The sequence below is a fragment of the Pirellulales bacterium genome (genome assembly GCA_035939775.1).
In the GTDB taxonomy this organism is placed as follows: Bacteria; Planctomycetota; Planctomycetia; order Pirellulales; family DATAWG01; genus DASZFO01.
Genome location: DASZFO010000354.1, coordinates 66,451 through 84,294, shown reverse-complemented (window position 1 = coordinate 84,294; position 17,844 = coordinate 66,451). Strand labels below are relative to the sequence as shown.

The following is a 17,844-nucleotide window of genomic DNA, read 5'->3' as shown; positions in this document are numbered from 1 at the left end:
CTTCGAGCATTTGATAGATGGGCACCGTGCCGATCGGCACGGGCGAGGCGTCGATGATCGCTTGGCGAATATGATCGATATCGCGGCCCGTGGAGAGGTCCATGACCGTGTCGGCCCCAAAATGGACTGCCGTGTGCAGCTTCTCCAACTCTTGATCGACGTTGCTCGTCACCGCGGAGTTGCCGATATTGGCGTTGATCTTCGTGCGGGCGGCGATGCCGATCCCCATCGGCTCCAGCCGCTTTTGAAGATGGACCTTGTTGGCCGGGATCACCATCCGGCCGCGAGCGACTTCATCGCGGATCAACTCGGGCTCGAGGTCTTCTCGGCGGGCGACGAATTCCATTTCCGGCGTGATCCGGCCGGCTCGGGCAAGCTCGATTTGTGTCATCGGAAGACCTGGAAGAGTGTTGAACCGCCAAGCGCCAAGGACGCCAAGGCGATGAGGATGGAGGTTGGCTTGCAGAATGCGTTCCGCGGCTTCCTTGGTGCCGTGGAACGACGGTAGCGGCTCAAACTCTACCGCAAGCGCTCATCGTATCGGTATGAGGCCAATTGTCAAATCGTTTTGAGATACTCCAGCACGGCGCGCTTCTCGTCTTCGTTCAGTTCGTCAGAGAAGGGGTGCCCTGCGGCGCTCTTGCCGGGCTGAGTGGTGTCGAAATAACGGCGGCGTTCGCTGTGCGAAGCGCGGGCCGGCGGCGGCAACGTGGCGAACGTTTCTACCTCCAAGCCGACGAGCTTCTGATCGTAACCATCGTCGCTGCGGAGCCAGATCTTCGGCCGCTCGGCGGGGTGCAGCACGTGCCAAAGCGTCGGCACCGAGCCATTATGGAAATATGGCGCCGAGGCCCAGATTCCGTCCAGCGGCGGCGGCACATAGCCGCCCGGGTCGGCGACCATCGGCTGCTTGCCATATTCGCCGAACCAGCTCGCGCCGTAGGCCTTTCGCATGTCTGGCGTCAACGCGTTCAGACGCACCGGATCGGTGCCGATTGTCTCGATCGGGATGATTTTGTTTGGATACCGCGAATCGCGCCCGGCCGCGCCGTGGCAGCGAGCGCAATGCGCGTCGAACAGCTCGTGTCCCGAGCCGGCGAGCGCCCCGTCGACGGGCCAAGGATACTTTGGCGGCGTCAGCGAATCGAGCCATGCGTAGACATCCTTGAAATCGTTTTCCCACTCGCGAAACTTCTGCGCCGAGTTCTGTCGATCGAGCAAAAACTGCATCAGCGCCCGGTGGCCCTTCATCGCAAACCCGTCGCTATACAGCGAGCGGCGGCGATGGAAGTTCCACCAGGCCGGCGCGTCCTGATCGTGATTGGTCAGCGGCGGCGGCAAGCCCGGCACGACGTGCAAATCCGGATCGCGAAACGCCAACAGCGCGACGCCGAACATCACGGCATTTGTCGTACCGTTGGTTGTCCCCAGGGGCATGAAGATCATGCCGAGTTCCATTCGCGCCAGCGGCTTATTCATGCGGAGCTTTGTCTCGCGGACCTCCTCGGTGAGCGTCTCCAGCGCAAAGAGCGAATTCGGCACGCCGGGGTAGACACGGCCGGCCACTTTTCCCTGATGGCAAGCCAGACAATTCATCGTCCAATTGCCGTGCTCGTCGACGACGTATTGCAACGGGCGGTGCCGCGGATCGTCGGGCCGTTCGATAAGTCCGTATCGCGAATACGCCATGTTTCGGCGTTCGTCGGGCACGGCCTTCTCAGCCTTCGATCGCAGCGGCTCCTCCCAAGTCTTCCATAATTCGTCGAAGACCTGCTGATCGAAATCGGGTGTGAGATAGGGCTTCTCAAGCAGCAGCCGATAGCCACGTTCGCCCGGCGACTCTCTTGAGCGTGCCGCGCACTCTTCTGAGCGCACCGGTGAAGCGCTCAGCAGCGCGACAAACGCGATCAGTAGGCGATAAGTCGACACTCGCATCATAACTCCTTGCCCAACGCGGCGGCGATCTTGCGGCAAAGGTCCATCGTCGTGCGGAATTGATCGAAATTGAGCGATTGGTAGCCGTCGCTCATCGCCCGCTCCGGATCGGGATGCACCTCGATAATCAGGCCGTCGGCCCCGGCGGCGACGCTAGCGGCCGCCATCTGCGGCACGAGATAACTGTGCCCCGTGCCATGGCTTGGATCGACGACCACAGGCAGGTGCGTTTTGGCGTGCAGATAGGCGACCGTGGCCAGCGGCAGAGTAAATCGCGTGTGCGTCTCGAACGTGCGGATGCCGCGCTCGCAGAGCATGACCTGGGAATTCCCGCCGTTGAGAATGTATTCGGCGGCCAAGAGCAACTCCTCCATCGTCGCGCTGGGGCCTCGTTTCAAGAGCACCGGCCGGTCGAGCTGTCCGACCGCTTCGAGCAGGCGATAGTTCTGCATGTTGCGGGCGCCGATCTGGAGCACGTCGGCATATTTGGCTACCACCGGCAAGTCCTCCGTCGCCACGACTTCCGTCACCACCGCCAAGCCGGTCGCATCGCGGGCGGCGGCGAGCATTTGCAAGCCTTCGACCTTCAATCCCTGAAAGCTATAGGGGCTGGTGCGCGGCTTGAATGCTCCGCCGCGAAGGGCCGTCGCCCCGGCCGCTTTCACGGCGCGGGCCGTTTCGACGATCTGCTTCTCGCTCTCGACCGAGCACGGCCCGGCGATCACGCCGATGTGTTTGTCGCCGACCGTGAAGCTGCCGGCGCGAATGACGGTCGGCTCTTTCTTCACTTCCAGGCTAGCGACTTTGTATGGAGCGAGAATCGGCAACACCTCGGCCACTCCCGAGCCGCTTTCCAGCGACTCCTTATGGGTCTTGCGATCGTCCCCCACGGCGGCGATCACGGTTCGCTCCGTGCCGACGATCACGTGCGGCTTGAGGCCCATGTTTTCAATGCGCTCGATCATGTGCTGCACGTCGGCTGGTGTCGCGTCTTGTTTCATGACGACAATCACGGCGAGGTTCCTTTGTTGGGCGAATGGCGGTCGGAACAACAAAAAAACCCCGAGAGCCGGTTGTCCGGATCTCGGGGCTTGGTTTGCTATCGCATGGTTCGAGGTCAAAAACCTCCACCGGCCCCGCGATCCGGCGGGCTGAAGCACCAAAACCAAGACTGGATCGCGGAACTGTTCATAACGTCAATTCTGCCATCGGCCGGTGCCGATTGCAAGGCGAGAAAAACGTTTCTTTACACTTCCCTCGCGATTCTCCATACTAGCCGACCGGTACGAATCCGTCATAAAACCGGCGGGGACTGTCTCCTTTTTTGCGCGGGCACTATTGTCGCGAAGGTCGGCGGAGCAAAACGGGGAAAGTCCGCTCCTCGCCATCGGTTTTGTCAGGGGTTCCAAGAAACGATTGCACGCGTCCAGCAGGCCGATGGGAGAAGCACGGATGGCTCGGCTATCGATGAACGAAATGACGACCTATCGCTGGTCGTTCGATGAAGACGTCGCCCAATATCGCGCCGCGGGAATTCCGGCCATCGGCGTCTGGCGGCAAAAGCTCGCCGACTACGGCGAGGAGAAAGGAATCGAATTGCTGGCCGAGACTGGTCTGCCTGTGTCGAACCTGCTGTGGGCGGGCGGCTTCACGGGGAGCGACGGCCATTCGTTTCGCGACAGCATAACCGACGCGGCCGAGGCGATTCGGCTCGCCGCGGCCCTCAAGGCGGGTTCTCTCATCGTCTACAGCGGCGGCCGCGCCGGTCACACACTTAATCACGCTCGAAGGCTATTTGTCGACGCGATCCGCGAACTCGCTCCGCTGGCAGCGGATCTGCGCGTGACGCTGGCGATCGAGCCAATGCACCCGGCCTGCGCGGCGGACTGCACATTCCTGACGTGCCTTGGAGATGTTTTGGCGGTGATGGAAGCAGTCGGAAGCCCGCAGGTGCAATTAGCGTTCGATGCCTATCACTTCGGCGCGGAGCGGGCGGCGCTCAAGTCGTTGCCGCAGTTCGCAGGGCGGATCGGAATCGTGCATCTGGCCGACGGCACGACGCCAGTTGACCAAGACCAAAACCGCACTCGACTCGGCGACGGCGTCGTGCCGCTTTCCGAAGTGATCGCGGCGCTCACTGCCGCCGGTTACGACGGCGATTACGACGTGGAACTCATCGGCCAGGAGATCGAAGCGACCGATTATCGCGAATTGCTGCGGCACTCGAAGGCGGCTTACGAGCGGCTGATTCCGACGACAGTCTAGAAGGTAAGCATTTCGACGGTGATGATTCCGCTGAGTATAACGATTGAAGAAGGGCTTGCTCCCAAAACGGGACCATGCCATAATTGATTTGGACTTGGACCGAATTTGAGAGTCATCGCAAGAAAGACGCTCCGGCGGTTTTGGGAGACTCCTGAATTTGCCGATGCTGAACATTCACTGCGAGCCTGGTATAAGTTTGCGGTCGAGGCGGATTGGCGTCGTCCAAGCGATGTCAAGGCTGATTTCCGAAACGCAAGCTTCGTCGGCGACAATCGGATTGTATTCAATATAGATGGGAACAAATACCGGCTCGTTGTGCGCGTGAATTACCCGTATCATGTCGTGTATATTCGGTTTGTGGGCACTCATGAGGAATACGATGGGATCGATGCGAGAGCGGTCTAGCCATGGAAATCAAACCCATCAAGAATGATCGAGATTATCGACGCGCGATGGCGATGATCGACACGTTGATGGACGCCCGAGCGAACACGCGGGAAGGGGACTATTTGGATGTGCTTGTGACGCTCGTCGACAAATGGGAGCAGGAGCATTTCCCCATCGACGCGCCCGACCCGGTTGAGGCAATCCGGTTTGTTATGGAGCAGCGCGGCCTTTCGCGACGAGACCTGGAACCTTTGATCGGCAGCCGGGCCCGAGTGGCCGAAGTGCTCAACCGCAAACGATCCCTGACATTACCGATGATTCGCCGGCTGCACGATGGGTTGGGTATTCCCGCGGAGGTCTTGATTCGTTAGGCGACGACGATCAAATGGCCATGAAAGTCATTTCCCAGATCACGTCAATGGTCGGCTCGAACCGACGCTATCTCGCGACGCCGATCCTCGCGAGACTCGGGGGCGCAACTTTCGTGGTGGTAGCCGCCATTGTCTTTTACCTATTGTTCTTCAAAGACGTGTCGGGGTCGTCGATCTCGGCAGTCGGGGTCGGCGCGTTTGTCGCTTCCTTCGTAGCGCCGAGTTTATCTTGAGACCCGGCGAGTCGCCCACGATGACCGACGAGAACCTTCCGGCGGTTCGCGACAATGCTTCTCGAATCGTAACCGACGTTCCTTGTCCGTTTTGCGGCTGCGTATGCGACGATTTACAAGTGAGCGTCACGAGCGGCCGCGTGGCAGCGGCCGAGGGCGCGTGTGAAATCGCTCGAAACTGGTTTCTCGCGGATCGGCGCGTCGAGCCGCCGAGTTGCCGCGTTCGCGGCAGCGCGGCCAGCTACGAAGACGCCTTGGGCCAGGCTGCGGAAATGCTCATCGCGGCTCGCTATCCGCTCATTTACGGCCTGAGCCGCGCGACATGCGATGCCCAGGCGGCCGCGGTCGAGATCGCCGAGTTAGTCCGTGGGGTGATCGACACGCCGGCCAGCCGCGGATCCCTCGCCGCGTTGCAGACCATAGGTGAAGTCACATGCACATTGGGCGAAATTCGCAACCGCGCCGATCTGATCGTCGCCTGGGGCGTCGATCCGATCACGACGCATCCGCGATTCTTCGAGCGCTACGGTCCGATTTCGCCTCAATCGCAACTGATCGTCGTCGATTCGCGAGCCAGCGCGACCTCCGCGATCGCTCATCGGCGAATTGTGATTCGCGCGGGTTCGGATTTTGAGGCGGCTGCCGTCATTCGAGCGATCGCCAAAGGCATCAATTTGGATGCGGCAATGATCGTCGAACGAACCGGCGTGTCGTTGCCCGTCTGGCAAGTGTTGCTGGAGAGGATGAAGAATGCGCGATTCGGCGTTTTGATTGCCGCTGAGTCGAATGATTCTCCGGCGGCGCGACGGCTGTGCGGAGCGCTAGCGGCCCTGGTCTGCGACCTCAATCTGCACACGCGCTTCGTCTCGCTTGGTTTGCGATCAGGTGGAAATGTCGTCGGCGCGGAAAATGTGCTGGCTTGGCGAACCGGTCATCCGACTGCAATCGACTTTTCGCATAGCGGCCCCCGCTCGAATCCGGATGAATTCACCGCGGAACGCCTACTCGCATCGGGCGAAATCGACGCTGCGCTCGTGATTTGCGACGACCCGCTTAGCCACTGGAATTCCGCTGCAAAAGAGCGCTTCCATGCAATCCCGACGATCGCGCTCGATTGGCAAGACACGCCGACGATGAAGGCCGCGCAAGTCGCGATCCCGATAGCGACCATCGGAGTTGAATCCGGCGGGACGGTCTTTCGCATGGATGGGGTGCCGCTCGCGCTTCGTCCGGTCGTTCCGGCGCGCGGCCCGACGGATTACGAAGGTCTTCGCCGGCTGGCGGCGGCGCTCCGCGGAACTCAACACATCTGATTCGTGGCCATGCGATCATCGCTGTTCAAAATCACCGGCGGAACGCTTTACGATCCGGCCAATGGAATCGATGGCGCCGTGCGCGATCTATGGATCGACGGCGCGCGAATCGTGGTGCCGCCAAGCGATCCCGCGGCTCGGCCGGAACGAACGCTCGACGCCGCGGGTCTTGTCGTCATGCCCGGCGGCGTCGACATGCACTGCCACATTGCGGGCCCAAAAGTGAATGCCGCGCGGCGAATGCTTTCGGCGGCGGATCGGCCGTCGCTTCTCCGCGCGGACGAATCGGGAGCGGGCGCGCTCGGTAGCACCCCAACCACGTTCATCACCGGCCACCGATACGCCGGCCTAGGCTACACGACTGCCTTCGACGCCGCGATCGCTCCTCTCACGGCACGCCACGCCCATCTCGAACTAGCCGACACCCCTTGCATCGATAAGGGTTGCTTCATCTTGATCGGCAACAACCAATATCTGCTCGAAGCGATCCGCGACGGCGAGCCGCAGCGCGTCAAGGGATTGATCGCGTGGCTGCTCGGCGCCGCGAAGGGCTTCGCCCCCAAGCTCGTCAATCCGGGCGGCGTCGCGGCATGGAAGGCTGGACGCAATGCCCCGCTTGCGGACCTCGATGAAAAGCTGGCGGGCTTCGATATTTCGCCGCGTCAGATCATCGCCGCTATCGCGCAAGCGGCCGCCGAACTTCGACTGCCGCATCCGTTGCACATCCACGCGAACAACTTGGGAATGCCCGGAAACTGGTCGACGACCCTCGAGACGATGCGGAGCCTCGAAGGCCGTTCGGCTCATCTCGCGCATATTCAGTTCCACAGCTACGGCGGCCGTCCGGAAGAGCCCACGACGTTTTGCTCACAGGTCGAACCGCTCGCCGATTACTTCAACTCGCAGGCGAACCTATCGCTCGACGTCGGCCAGGTTGTCTTCGGGCGCACGACGAGCATGACTGCCGACAGCGCAGTCGGACATTTTCTGAGCCGCCTCCACGGCCGGCAATGGTACAGCCACGACATCGAATGCGAGACCGGCTGCGGCATCGTGCCGATCGAGTATAAGAACAAAAACCTGATCAATGCCTGGCAATGGGCGATTGGCCTGGAATGGTTCCTCTTGGCCCGCGATCCGTGGCGGATCGCCCTGAGCACCGATCACCCCAACGGTGGCTCGTTTCTCGCCTATCCGCGGATTATTCGCTTTCTGATGGATCGCGGCTCCCGCGTCGACGCGCTGCGAGCCGTTCATCCCGTTGTCCGCGAGCGATCGCTCTTGTCGCATCTCGACAGGGAGTACACGCTCGGCGAGATTTGCATCATCACAAGGGCTGCGCCGGCGAGGCTGCTCGGATTGGCGCATAAGGGGCACTTGGCGCCCGGCGCGGACGCGGATATTACGATTTACGCCCCGGACGATGATATCGAACGGATGTTCCAACTGCCGCGGCATGTGATCAAAGCGGGCGAAGTCATCGTCGAATACGGGGAACTTCGCCGCGAAGTTTTCGGCAAGACATTGCATGTCGAGCCGGACTTTGACGCAGCGCTTGTGCCGCACATCGGCCGCTGGTTCGACGAACATTATTCGATTCGATTTCGGAATTACGCTGTCGCCGATGCATACCTCGGAGAACATGCAACGATTGCCTGCGGAGAACCGCGATAGTCGTTCCGGGTCCTAACATGCCGCTTCGCTTCGAACATCGCGCCGAACTGACGCTCCCGGTGGACCTCGCCGGGATAACGCCCGAGTGGGCGCGCGACCAACGACTCGAGGAAATCGAGCGGCGCGAGGTCCTCGTCGGTAATCACCGTATGCCCTTGGCGGAGCTGTTTGCGGTCTCCGGCGATCCGTCCGATGCAGAAATCGATCTCGTCGGCGATCTATCGCGTGTCCACGCGATCGGCGCGGGAATGACGAGCGGAACGATCCGCGTCGAAGGCGACGTCGGCCGCCAACTGGGAGCGGAAATGAGCGGCGGAAAAATCCACGTGATGGGCCACGCCGGCGACTGGCTAGGCCGCGAGATGCGCGGCGGGAGGATTCACGTTGCCGGAAATGCGGGCGATTTCGCCGGCGGATCCCCCGCAGCGGCGCGACGCGGTATGTCGGGGGGAGAATTGCTCATCGCTGGGAATGCCGGCGACGAGGTTGGCCGCGCCATGCGGCGCGGGCTGATCGTGGTCGGCGGCGCAGCAGGCGACTCCCTCGGACTGAATATGGTGGCTGGCACGGCCCTGGTCTTTGGCCGGTGCGGGCCGCGGCCGGGACTCGGCATGCGTCGCGGAACCATTGGCCTTTTCACGGCGCCGGCCGAACTGCCCCTGACATTTCGTCGAGCCAACCGTTGGCGGCCCCAATTCATGCGGCTGCTGCTTAACTACGTGTGTCGCATTGGCATGACCGGCGCCGACCAATTCCTCGACAGCGAGTATCTCTCCTACCACGGCGATCTGCTGCGCCTTGGCAAGGGAGAAATCCTCGTCCGCGAGATGATCTCGTGACGGATGAACCGTTCATTCGACGATTTTCAGCGGCGCACCCAGTCGGCCGTTGAGTCGCGTTGCGGCCTATCTCGCAGCCTTCGGCGCCGGTGCCTTTTCCTTAGGGGCAGGCGCCGCCGCGTCGGTCGGCAGCGGTGCTTCGTCGGCCGACGGCGCCGACTTCGGCGCGGCCTTCGACTTGTCGGGCTCGGCAGCGGACTTCGGTTTCTGCTTGGCAACTGCGGCGGCCTCGGCGGGCTTCTCGACCTTGTGCGCGACATAATTTCGCGGTTCGGTCAATTCCGGCTCACGCAGACATTGCAACAGGCCGACATCGCTGCTAAGAATCACCCGATCGGTATGATTGTTCAACACCGGCAGCACCGCCTCAGGCATCGGCACGGAGTCGATCGTAGCCCCAGTCATGGCATTCAAAACGAGCATGTGCCCGAAGGCATCGAGCGCGTATACCTTCGTCGGGCTGACCGCAAGAAAATGTCGCGGCGAGGGATTGAACCAGTCTTGATGCCCATCGACCATCGAAGTCCGGAACATCCCTCCGTCATCCGCCACGGCAAAGACCGCGCCGCGCGACGCCGCTCCCATGTGCGGATCAGGAATCGCAACTGGACTTTCGCGGATCGATGAGCCGGCCGTGAGCTTCCATTCAACCTCGCCGGTTGTCGCATCGACGCAATAGAGATAGCCATCGATCGAGCCGGCGAAGATCTTCGTCGCAAAGCCGGTCAGCCTGGCGGTGATCGGTCCGGTCGTCTCGATGCGATGCTCGATCGTCAAGGTCTTGAGCTGCGAGATTTGAAGCACTCCCTTGTCCGTCGCCCACGCGATTCGATCGACGACCTGCACCGGCGGGGCTTCGCTGTGTCCTGAGGTCGAAAGCATCTTCAACGGTCGCCCCGAGTCGGTGATTGGATAAACCTCGACCGGACCGTTGACGATCGGCACATAGACCGAGTCGTCAGTCACCAGCGGACCAGCCTCGGGCGTGCCGGGAAGTAAGACCTTCCACTGGATGTTGTTCGTGGGATCGATGTAGACGCTGCCGTCGGACCGATTGAGCAGAAAAAGCGTCGAACCGTTGCAGACGGCGACGACCTTGTCGTGCCGCTTCGCGATCTCTCGTTCGCTGCTGGCATCGACCTTGTCGAAGAGCTTTTCGACCGCCGCGTTTTCATTCGTTTCGGCCGGCGCCCGGCCATTCGCCCCAGGGCGCAGCGTGGGACGGTTTGGCTCGCCCACCTGCGCCGACCAAACGACCCTCCCCGTCTCGGCGTCGATCGCGAACAGCATCGCCGAACTCGTCTGGACGAAGAGCATCCCGTCGTCCTGCACGACGTGCGTAACGTGCGCGCGGCCTCCGGCGCCGGGGATCTGCGTAAACCACGCCCGCGTCAATCCATGCCGCTCGGCGGTCATCTGCGGCACGACCAGGTCGACCGCCTCAACAGCCCGCGCCGTGCGCCAAGCCCCGCAGACTAATAACCCGATCGGCAATAACAGGCCCGCGCAATAACGCGGCAATCCGCTTCTCATCCGCATGTCAGCACCTGCACCAAGGAGGCACAAAACGCCGGGGACTGTCCCCTTTTGTGGAGCGGGCACCATCGCCACGATGGTCGGGAACAAAAGGGGACTGTCCCCTTTCTTCCAGGCAGTTTTGTAAGGGTTCGTAGAAAATCCAGCGAAAAGCAAGCCCCTTCATCATAATCACCGGCCGGGCGTTTTGGTAACTATTTCTCGCGTAGTGCGATCGGCGATCCATGGACGATCACGGGTTGCGTCGGAGCGGCTTTTCTCGCATAACAAATTCTATGGTAGACCATCACCCGGCCGCGAATGGAACGGAAATCTGGCAGGAGGTGTTGGGCTACCTGAATTTCTCGTCCGGCACGCCGGACCCGCGGTTTCTTCGCAATCTGAACGTGCTGTTCGAATCGATCGAGAACGCCGGAACGCCCTCCGGCGAATCGGCGAATGTTCTGTATCGCCGCCTGACGGAAGAGTTGACCGCCTTGACGGGCCATTCCGCGCCGTTTGCCGATCCCGAGCAAGCCAGGAGCTTGCTGCGGTTGGTCTTCGAGCACGTGTTGCCTGCCTATCACGAGCACCATCGCGATCTGCTGTTTCACCTACCGGACGGCGATTTGCTGCGACCGTTCTTCGTCGGCCGCGTGGCGGAGGCGGTATTGGCGGAAGGGCCTCCCTGGGACGAGACCGAGCGAATTGTCGCCGGCGCGCTGTTGCGGCTTAACGACTTTATCGGCCATCGGCCGGTCGCCGTGCTGCACTCGTCTCAGAGGATCGAACCGTATCCGCACGAGCGGGTCCGACCGGTGCCGCTGTTTATCGCCGGCGCCGGCGTGGCGGTCGGGCGCTATCATCACGTGGTGGCCATGGCGCTCGATCTTCTGCGGTGCACCGATCAAAGCGTGCTCGAAGCGGCCTGGTTCGATCCGGCCCTGCTCGACGAACTGGCGCTCGACCCACGCGCTTACGATTTCAACCATCCGGTCAACAAGCGGCCGAATTACCATTTCGGTCAATGGGACCCACATCATCTCGATCGCCAGGGACGCTACCGGCGGTTCGTATTGCAACAGGTCACGCTCGATGCCTTGTTGGAGCGGGTCGAGGCAGCCGGATCGGTGCCGCGCGACGAGTTGTTGTTCGAGGCGGCGACCGTTCTGGCGGGGATTATCTTAATGGCCTCCGGCACGAGCGGCAACAGCCCGCAGGCTCACGATTCTTCGGTCACGCTCGGCACTCTGTTGCCGCAGATCGCGGCCTATCGCGACGCGTTTTACCGAGATATTTTCCAGCGGCTTGGCGGCTCGCATGGAGACCGGCTCCGCGCCGAAGCGGCGGCGCTGCATCAGCCGTTCGCCGCGGCGCGGCAGCATTTGAACGCCCAATTGTCGCGGCGGCGCGCGCTGCAGATGCAGCATGTTCATTTGGCTCAGTTATTCGCGCGGCTCGGCTTTCCCGGCGCGGCGCTGCGGCAGGTGCAAATCGTGCCAGCCGTTTCGGCGCGGATCGTTTGCCAGATCCATTGCCTGGTGACCGCCGCCCATCGAGCGGCCGAGCGCGGCCGGCTACCCGAAGGGATGGCCTGCCTCACGCAAATCGAAGATTTATTGCATCGCGGGATCGAATGCGGAGCGATCGTCGATCCTTGGAACATTCTCGGTTTCGGCGGGCAATTCAGCCTGTTTCCAGCCGTGGAAAACAGCATTCCCGATCCGCGCGTCGACGAATTGCTCGAATTGATGGAGCAGGTCTTCAATGCTCAGGCTCGACTTTGGCACCACGCCGCGGCCGGTCAAGACGTGGCAGTGCTCGGCAGACTTCCCCAAGATATCCTCAGACTAGCCGAATGGTGGGACCAATTCGCCAGTGCGGCGATCTCGGGCCTGCGCTGGGTTTCCGGTCGCGAGGCCTATTCCGCGGCAAAGAAGGTGGCCGACGCGCTCTCCGCGTGGCACAGGGCGGGAGCGAGCGGCGGCGATCTCAATTTCTGGAGGCCGCACGTCGAAGAGTTCGATTCGCCGCAGGCCTATGCCTGGGTTGTCGAAGCGCTCCTGGAAAAGCAGGACCTTTCGGCGTCGATGGCCCTGCTCGTCCATTGGATCGGACATGCCGAACGCGTGCGGCTTGAGGAGGGACCGCATTCGTTTCATGCGCTGGCGCTGCGGTGGATGCAAATGGCCCTTGCCGCGGCACAACCAGACGAAATTCAATGCGGGCGGAAACAACCGGCGCGGTCGCCCGCGGCCGGCAACGGTTGCCGATTGGTTGGTCGGTTCTTCGATTTTCTTGAAGCCAATGCGGAGACTTATTGGGAGGTGCCAGAAATGGAATCGGCCGCGTCCCCCCGCGAGGCGAGTGAGGACGCGGCTCAGGCCGACTTTGACCTGCCGAACGACGACGAAAATAAGGACGACGTTTACCGCGCTGCCTACGACGAAATGGTCTATCGCGACAGCACGGCCGACGGCGTTGAGGGGAGCATGCTCGAAAGCGGCGGACAATCAACCGACTATGAATTCGACGGGGAATCGAATCGGCTGGCGCGGCGGCTGGCTTTCCTGAGCACCTTGGCCCAGCTCTGGAAACAAGTGGCGGTAACGGAGTTGTCGCTTGGCGCCGCGAAATTGGCGCTCGGCGATTCGCTTGCCGGTTGGCGCGAGCGAGCGAAGCAAAACGGTCGACGGCTCAGTCACTTGGCCGCCGACGTGGCGTCACAATCGATTCCGCACCCCACGTCGGGTTACGAATCGCTGCTCGAGTTCGATCGTCGGATGAGCGCGAAGGAAGCGCTCTCCGAGAAGATCATTGCCACGTGCCTCGCAATGGACGACGCGACGCAATTTCTAACCGCCGCGATCTCGTCACGCGACAGGGCGCGCACGGCGGGGGAACTGCGGAGCAGAGAGACAGCCTCGGAGGACGATCCGCTAAGCCAACTTTGGGAGGCGGCGCTCGTGGCCGATGAAGCGGCCGCACGGCGTTATTGGGCGCCCTTCCTGGCCGCGATACGCCAGCAACCGCTGCTTTACGTGCGACTGGCAAAAGGGGGCGAACCCGAGAAAATTGCCAGCGTGCGCGGTTTGCAGCAAATGTTCCGCGAGTTGCTGAGCCGACTTCCGCGACTCGGCATGCTGCGCGAGACCTGTCAACTCATTCAGACGGCGCGCGCGATGGAACGCGATCATCCACTCGGTCCCGGCGCCGTCACCGAGTTTGACCGTTTGTTCGAAATCGGATTCAAAGCGATTGTGGAAACAGTCGTCGATTCGTCGGCCGGCTGGTCGATCGGCAACGAGCCAAGGTCGTCGACCGCCGACTCTGACGAAGACTCGAGCGATGCCGATCTGATCGATTGCCTGCAACAGGTCACTGAATCGCTATTGCCGCAATGGGGATCGCACAGCCATACGCTACGGCTTTCGGCGCTGGAAAAAGTAGCGAGCGAAAAGGATTGGAACGAACTCGTCGCATTTATCGAGCACTACGGTCGCGATGTGTTCACTCAGTCTTTCTTTGGTTTTGGCAACCTGCGGGCCATCATGCATCAGGGCATCGACGCTTGGCTCGAACAATTGTCAACCGATCCCGAAGCGCAGGAGAATCTGCGGCTGATCGCCGACCTCGATAACCGTTTGCCGCGCAATCAAGCCCGCCGGCATCTGGGGATCGTGATCGAAGCGGTCATGGAGAATTACGCAGAGTATCGCGACTACAACGCCACGACCACGCAATCCGACCAAGGTGAATTGCTCTACACGCTTCTGGATTTTCTCCGCGTGAAGGCGGCCTATGATCGGATTCATTGGAATTTGCGGCCGGTGACGATGGTGCACGAAGTCCTCGTCCGCCGCGGGCACGATGCGGCAGCACGCTTGTGGTGCCGCGCCATGGCCAAGGAGACGAGTGCGACTGCCGATCAGCAATTGCGGCGATTGGCAGAGCTGCAGAAGAAGTACGGGATGCGGCTTTCAACCGTCGCCGACCGTTTAGGAGAGCGTTTCATTCGGCCGCTGGCCATCGATCGCGTGCGGGCGCTAGTCCGGCCAGCCGCCGAGGAAGCGCGCCGCGGATTGCCGCCGAAGACCTTTTCCATTCTGGAATCCGAGGCCAGCGAATTGGCCAGGGAACCGACTGGCGCTGGGCTCGATCTGCCGGATTGGCTCGCCGTCATCGAAGACGAGATCGAGCGCTCGTGCGGGCCCGGCAACCGCGATGAGGAGGCCGTGGCGTCGCTTGGAAAACGACCACACATCCAGCTCAGTTGGGAGCACATCCAGGAACAATTGACCAATTGGGAAATTCGCCGGTTGGAAAAGGCGGAGTGAGATTCCAAAAATGGACTGGTGTTCACAATGAACGACGCGTTGCCAATTCTGCTGCTGTTGGTCGGAATCGCGCTGGGGGCTGCGGGGACCTGGATCATGCTGCGCGGGAAGATCGAGCAGGCGGCCGATCGAGCCCGCGGCGCCGTTGAGGCGGAGCGGGCGACGCTCGTCGAACGGCTCGAAGGACGAGAACAAACCATCGTCGAGATCAGAACGGCGGCCGAGCGGGCAAACGAGCTTTACCTCGATGCACAGCAGAAGCTGACGGGCCTGGCTCAAGAAAGAGTGTTGTTGGCAACGACGCTGCAAAAGGAGCGGGAGCAGGCCGCCGAGAAACTCGCGATGTTGAGCGAAGCGGAGCAAAAACTTACCAACGCGTTCAAGGCCCTCGCCGCCGAGGCGCTTTCCAGCAACAATCAGTCGTTTCTGAATCTAGCGAAGACCGCTCTCGAATCGTTTCAAGAATCCGCGAAAGGAGATCTCGATAAGCGGCAGCAGGCAATCGGCGCGATCGTCGAGCCGGTCAAGTTGTCGCTCGAAAAGGTAGACGCCAAGATTCAGGACTTGGAAAAGAATCGAGCCGGCGCTTACGCCGGCCTGACCCAGCAGATTCAATCGCTCGTCGAGAACGAGAAGCAACTTCGCGCTGAAACCGCCGGCCTCGTCAAGGCCCTGCGAGCGCCAAACATCCGCGGCCGCTGGGGCGAGATTCAGTTGAAGCGGGTCGTCGAGCTGGCAGGAATGCTTGAACATTGCGACTTCCACGAGCAAGTCAGCGAGACGACCGAAGAGGGTCGCTTGCGCCCCGACATGGTCGTGCATCTGCCGGGAGGGGTGAATATCGTCGTCGATGCCAAGGCGCCCCTGGCGGCTTATCTGGAAGCGCTTGATATGACGGACGATTCATTGCGCCAGCAGAAGATGAAGGAGCACGCCCGCCAAGTGCAGGCCCACGTCGCCAGCCTCAGCAAGAAATCGTACTGGGAACAGTTCCAGTCGCCGGTTGATTTCGTGATCCTGTTTCTCCCTGGCGAATCGTTCTACGATGCCGCGCGCGAGCAAGACCCGACGTTGATCGAGGCGGCCGTCGAACAGCGGGTGATGATTGCCACGCCGATGTCGCTCATCACGCTTTTGCGGGCGATTGCGTTGGGCTGGCGGCAGGAACGGCTCGCACGCAATGCAGAAGAGATCAGCACGCTTGGAAAGACGCTGTACGATCGTTTATCGACGCTCGGCGACCATCTGATCAAGCTCGGCCGAAGTTTGGACGGAGCGGTCAGGGCCTATAACGAATCGGTCGGGACCCTTGAGACTCGCGTGCTCTCCAGCGCCCGTAAATTTCGCGATCTAGGTGCTGCCAGCGGCGATAAGGAGATCCCCGACATGCAGCAACTCGACCACACGACGCGCAAATTGCAGCGGGTCGAATTGCTTCCGCCATCCGAGTCGGCGGCCGCGATTCTGGCCATCGAAGAAGGGGCAGCCACGGTCAAACAATCGAATTTGATCGACACCGCCGAAGAGTGAATGTCGGCTGATTGACTGTTTCCCGCCGCGGACCATAGAATGCGGGCCGATGGTCACAGCGCATTCGAAAGGTGAGTCGATGGATTTCCGCAGGTTGATTTGGCTTGAATTGACGCTTCTGGCCGTGGCAATGGCGCCCGCCGGGTGCGGCGATGCGCAATCCAAGAATCCCGGCGGCGCTCAGGCGTCTAGCGGATCGATCGCAACCAGCAGTGCGTCGATCGATTCGAGCAAAACGGACAACAATGCCAAGATTTCGGAAACGCCCACTGGTGGCGACCCGACGAAGATCACAATCGTCTCGAGCCTTCCCCGCACCGGCAATGCCCGGCAGCAGACCGACACGATTGTCAACGGGATACGCATGGCGCTCGACGAGGTGAACAGCCGCGTCGGCGACCTTCAGATCGACTATCGCGACATGGACGACGCCACCGCCTCAGCGGGCGAATGGACCCAGGAGCAGGAAGCGGCCAACGCCAAGGCTGCCGCCGCCGATCCCAACGTGATGGTCCTGATTGGCCCCTACAATTCGGGCGCTGCTAAGATTTCGATGCCGATCCTGAATCTGGCCGGCCTGTTGATGATCAGCCCCGCCAACACGGCGGTCTGGCTCACCAAGCCCAATCCCGACAATCCGAGCGAGCCGGGAGTTTATCGGCCGACGGGTAAGTTGAACTACGTGCGCGTGGTGCCCACCGACGATTTGCAGGGCCCGCTCGGCGCCGATTGGGCGAAGGAGTTGGGAGTCAAGAGAGTCTTCGTGCTCGATGACAACGAGGTTTACGGCCGAGGACTCGCGAAACTGTTCGCGGACCGCTGCGACGAGATCGGGTTGACTGTCGTGGGGCACGACAGCATCGATGCCAAGGCGCTCGAGTTTCGTTCTTTGACGACCACGATCAAGTCGAAGAATCCCGATCTGGTTTATTTCGGCGGCACGACGCAAACCAAGGGAGGACAGATCGCCAAAGACCTGGTGGCGGTCGGAATGAGCGCCAAGTTGATGGTTCCCGACGGGTGCATGGAAGCCGCGTTTATCGAAGCCGCCGGACCGGAAAACGTCAACGATCGCTGCTACGTCACCTTCGGTGGTCTACCGGCCGAAGCATTTGAAAACGCCGACAAAGAGTTCATTGAAAAGAACAAACCGGCGAAAGAGTTTGTCGACGCCTACCAAAAACGATTCGGACGGTTGCCGGAAGCGTATGCGATTTACGGCTACGAGGCAGGCAAGGTCGCATTGGCGGCGATTCGCCGAGCCGGGAAGAAAGACCGGGCGGCGATTGTGGCCGCCGGTCTGGGAATCAAGGATTTTCACGGCGCGCTGGGCACCTGGTCGTTCGATGAGAACGGCGATACGACCTTGAAAAAGCTGAGCGGTAATCTCGTTCACGACGGCAAATTCAAGTTCGTCAAAATGCTCGGACAGTGATCTTGTCGCC

The 17,844-nt window shown here is 61.2% G+C and carries 14 protein-coding genes; 10 read left to right on the top strand and 4 right to left on the bottom strand.

What is annotated here, in order from left to right:
- The 3 genes from VGY55_23265 to aroF all read right to left on the bottom strand — a co-directional run.
- On the bottom strand, window positions 1–391 hold a 391-nt coding region (locus tag VGY55_23265), incomplete at its 3' end, for a phosphomethylpyrimidine synthase ThiC (protein ID HEV2972907.1).
- Window positions 392–558: 167 nt separating this feature from the next.
- Window positions 559–1,929 carry a cytochrome c gene (locus tag VGY55_23260; protein ID HEV2972906.1) on the bottom strand — a complete coding sequence of 457 codons (1,371 nt, stop codon included), beginning with the start codon at window positions 1,927–1,929 and terminating at the stop codon, window positions 559–561.
- A gap of 5 nt (window positions 1,930–1,934) precedes the next feature.
- Window positions 1,935–2,948 (bottom strand): 3-deoxy-7-phosphoheptulonate synthase, encoded by a 1,014-nt coding sequence (aroF, locus tag VGY55_23255; GenBank protein HEV2972905.1) that lies wholly within the window; start codon window positions 2,946–2,948, stop codon window positions 1,935–1,937.
- A gap of 439 nt (window positions 2,949–3,387) precedes the next feature.
- Between aroF and VGY55_23250 the strand changes: the two genes are divergently transcribed.
- The 7 genes from VGY55_23250 to VGY55_23220 all read left to right on the top strand — a co-directional run bounded on the left by VGY55_23250 (window position 3,388) and on the right by VGY55_23220 (window position 9,017).
- A complete protein-coding gene (locus VGY55_23250) occupies window positions 3,388–4,200 on the top strand; it encodes a sugar phosphate isomerase/epimerase family protein (protein ID HEV2972904.1) in 813 nt (270 codons plus the stop codon).
- Window positions 4,201–4,305: 105 nt separating this feature from the next.
- Window positions 4,306–4,605, top strand: coding sequence for a type II toxin-antitoxin system HigB family toxin (locus VGY55_23245; protein HEV2972903.1), 300 nt, complete (start codon window positions 4,306–4,308; stop codon window positions 4,603–4,605).
- 2 nt (window positions 4,606–4,607) lie between these two features.
- Window positions 4,608–4,958: a helix-turn-helix domain-containing protein gene (locus tag VGY55_23240; protein ID HEV2972902.1), complete on the top strand. Its 351-nt coding sequence runs from the start codon at window positions 4,608–4,610 to the stop codon at window positions 4,956–4,958.
- A gap of 20 nt (window positions 4,959–4,978) precedes the next feature.
- Complete coding sequence (locus tag VGY55_23235; GenBank protein HEV2972901.1) at window positions 4,979–5,191, top strand: hypothetical protein; 213 nt, start codon at window positions 4,979–4,981, stop codon at window positions 5,189–5,191.
- Between the two features lie 20 nt (window positions 5,192–5,211).
- Window positions 5,212–6,504, top strand: a complete 1,293-nt coding sequence (locus tag VGY55_23230; protein HEV2972900.1) for a formylmethanofuran dehydrogenase subunit B — start codon at window positions 5,212–5,214, stop codon at window positions 6,502–6,504.
- Window positions 6,505–6,513: 9 nt separating this feature from the next.
- Complete coding sequence (locus VGY55_23225) at window positions 6,514–8,178, top strand: formylmethanofuran dehydrogenase subunit A (protein ID HEV2972899.1); 1,665 nt, start codon at window positions 6,514–6,516, stop codon at window positions 8,176–8,178.
- 17 nt (window positions 8,179–8,195) lie between these two features.
- Entirely contained in the window at window positions 8,196–9,017 is an 822-nt protein-coding gene (locus VGY55_23220; GenBank protein ID HEV2972898.1) for a formylmethanofuran dehydrogenase subunit C, read from the top strand.
- 66 nt (window positions 9,018–9,083) lie between these two features.
- Here VGY55_23220 and VGY55_23215 read toward each other — a convergent pair whose 3' ends face one another.
- Entirely contained in the window at window positions 9,084–10,556 is a 1,473-nt protein-coding gene (locus VGY55_23215) for a PQQ-binding-like beta-propeller repeat protein (protein ID HEV2972897.1), read from the bottom strand.
- A 272-nt stretch (window positions 10,557–10,828) separates the two neighbouring features.
- Here VGY55_23215 and VGY55_23210 point away from each other — a divergent pair, with 272 nt between their 5' ends.
- The 3 genes from VGY55_23210 to VGY55_23200 all read left to right on the top strand — a co-directional run bounded on the left by VGY55_23210 (window position 10,829) and on the right by VGY55_23200 (window position 17,834).
- Window positions 10,829–14,869 (top strand): hypothetical protein, encoded by a 4,041-nt coding sequence (locus VGY55_23210; GenBank protein HEV2972896.1) that lies wholly within the window; start codon window positions 10,829–10,831, stop codon window positions 14,867–14,869.
- 27 nt (window positions 14,870–14,896) lie between these two features.
- On the top strand, window positions 14,897–16,399 hold the full coding sequence (gene rmuC, locus VGY55_23205; GenBank protein HEV2972895.1) for a DNA recombination protein RmuC: 1,503 nt from the start codon (window positions 14,897–14,899) through the stop codon (window positions 16,397–16,399).
- A 79-nt stretch (window positions 16,400–16,478) separates the two neighbouring features.
- A complete protein-coding gene (locus tag VGY55_23200) occupies window positions 16,479–17,834 on the top strand; it encodes a branched-chain amino acid ABC transporter substrate-binding protein (protein ID HEV2972894.1) in 1,356 nt (451 codons plus the stop codon).
- Window positions 17,835–17,844 lie beyond the last annotated feature (10 nt).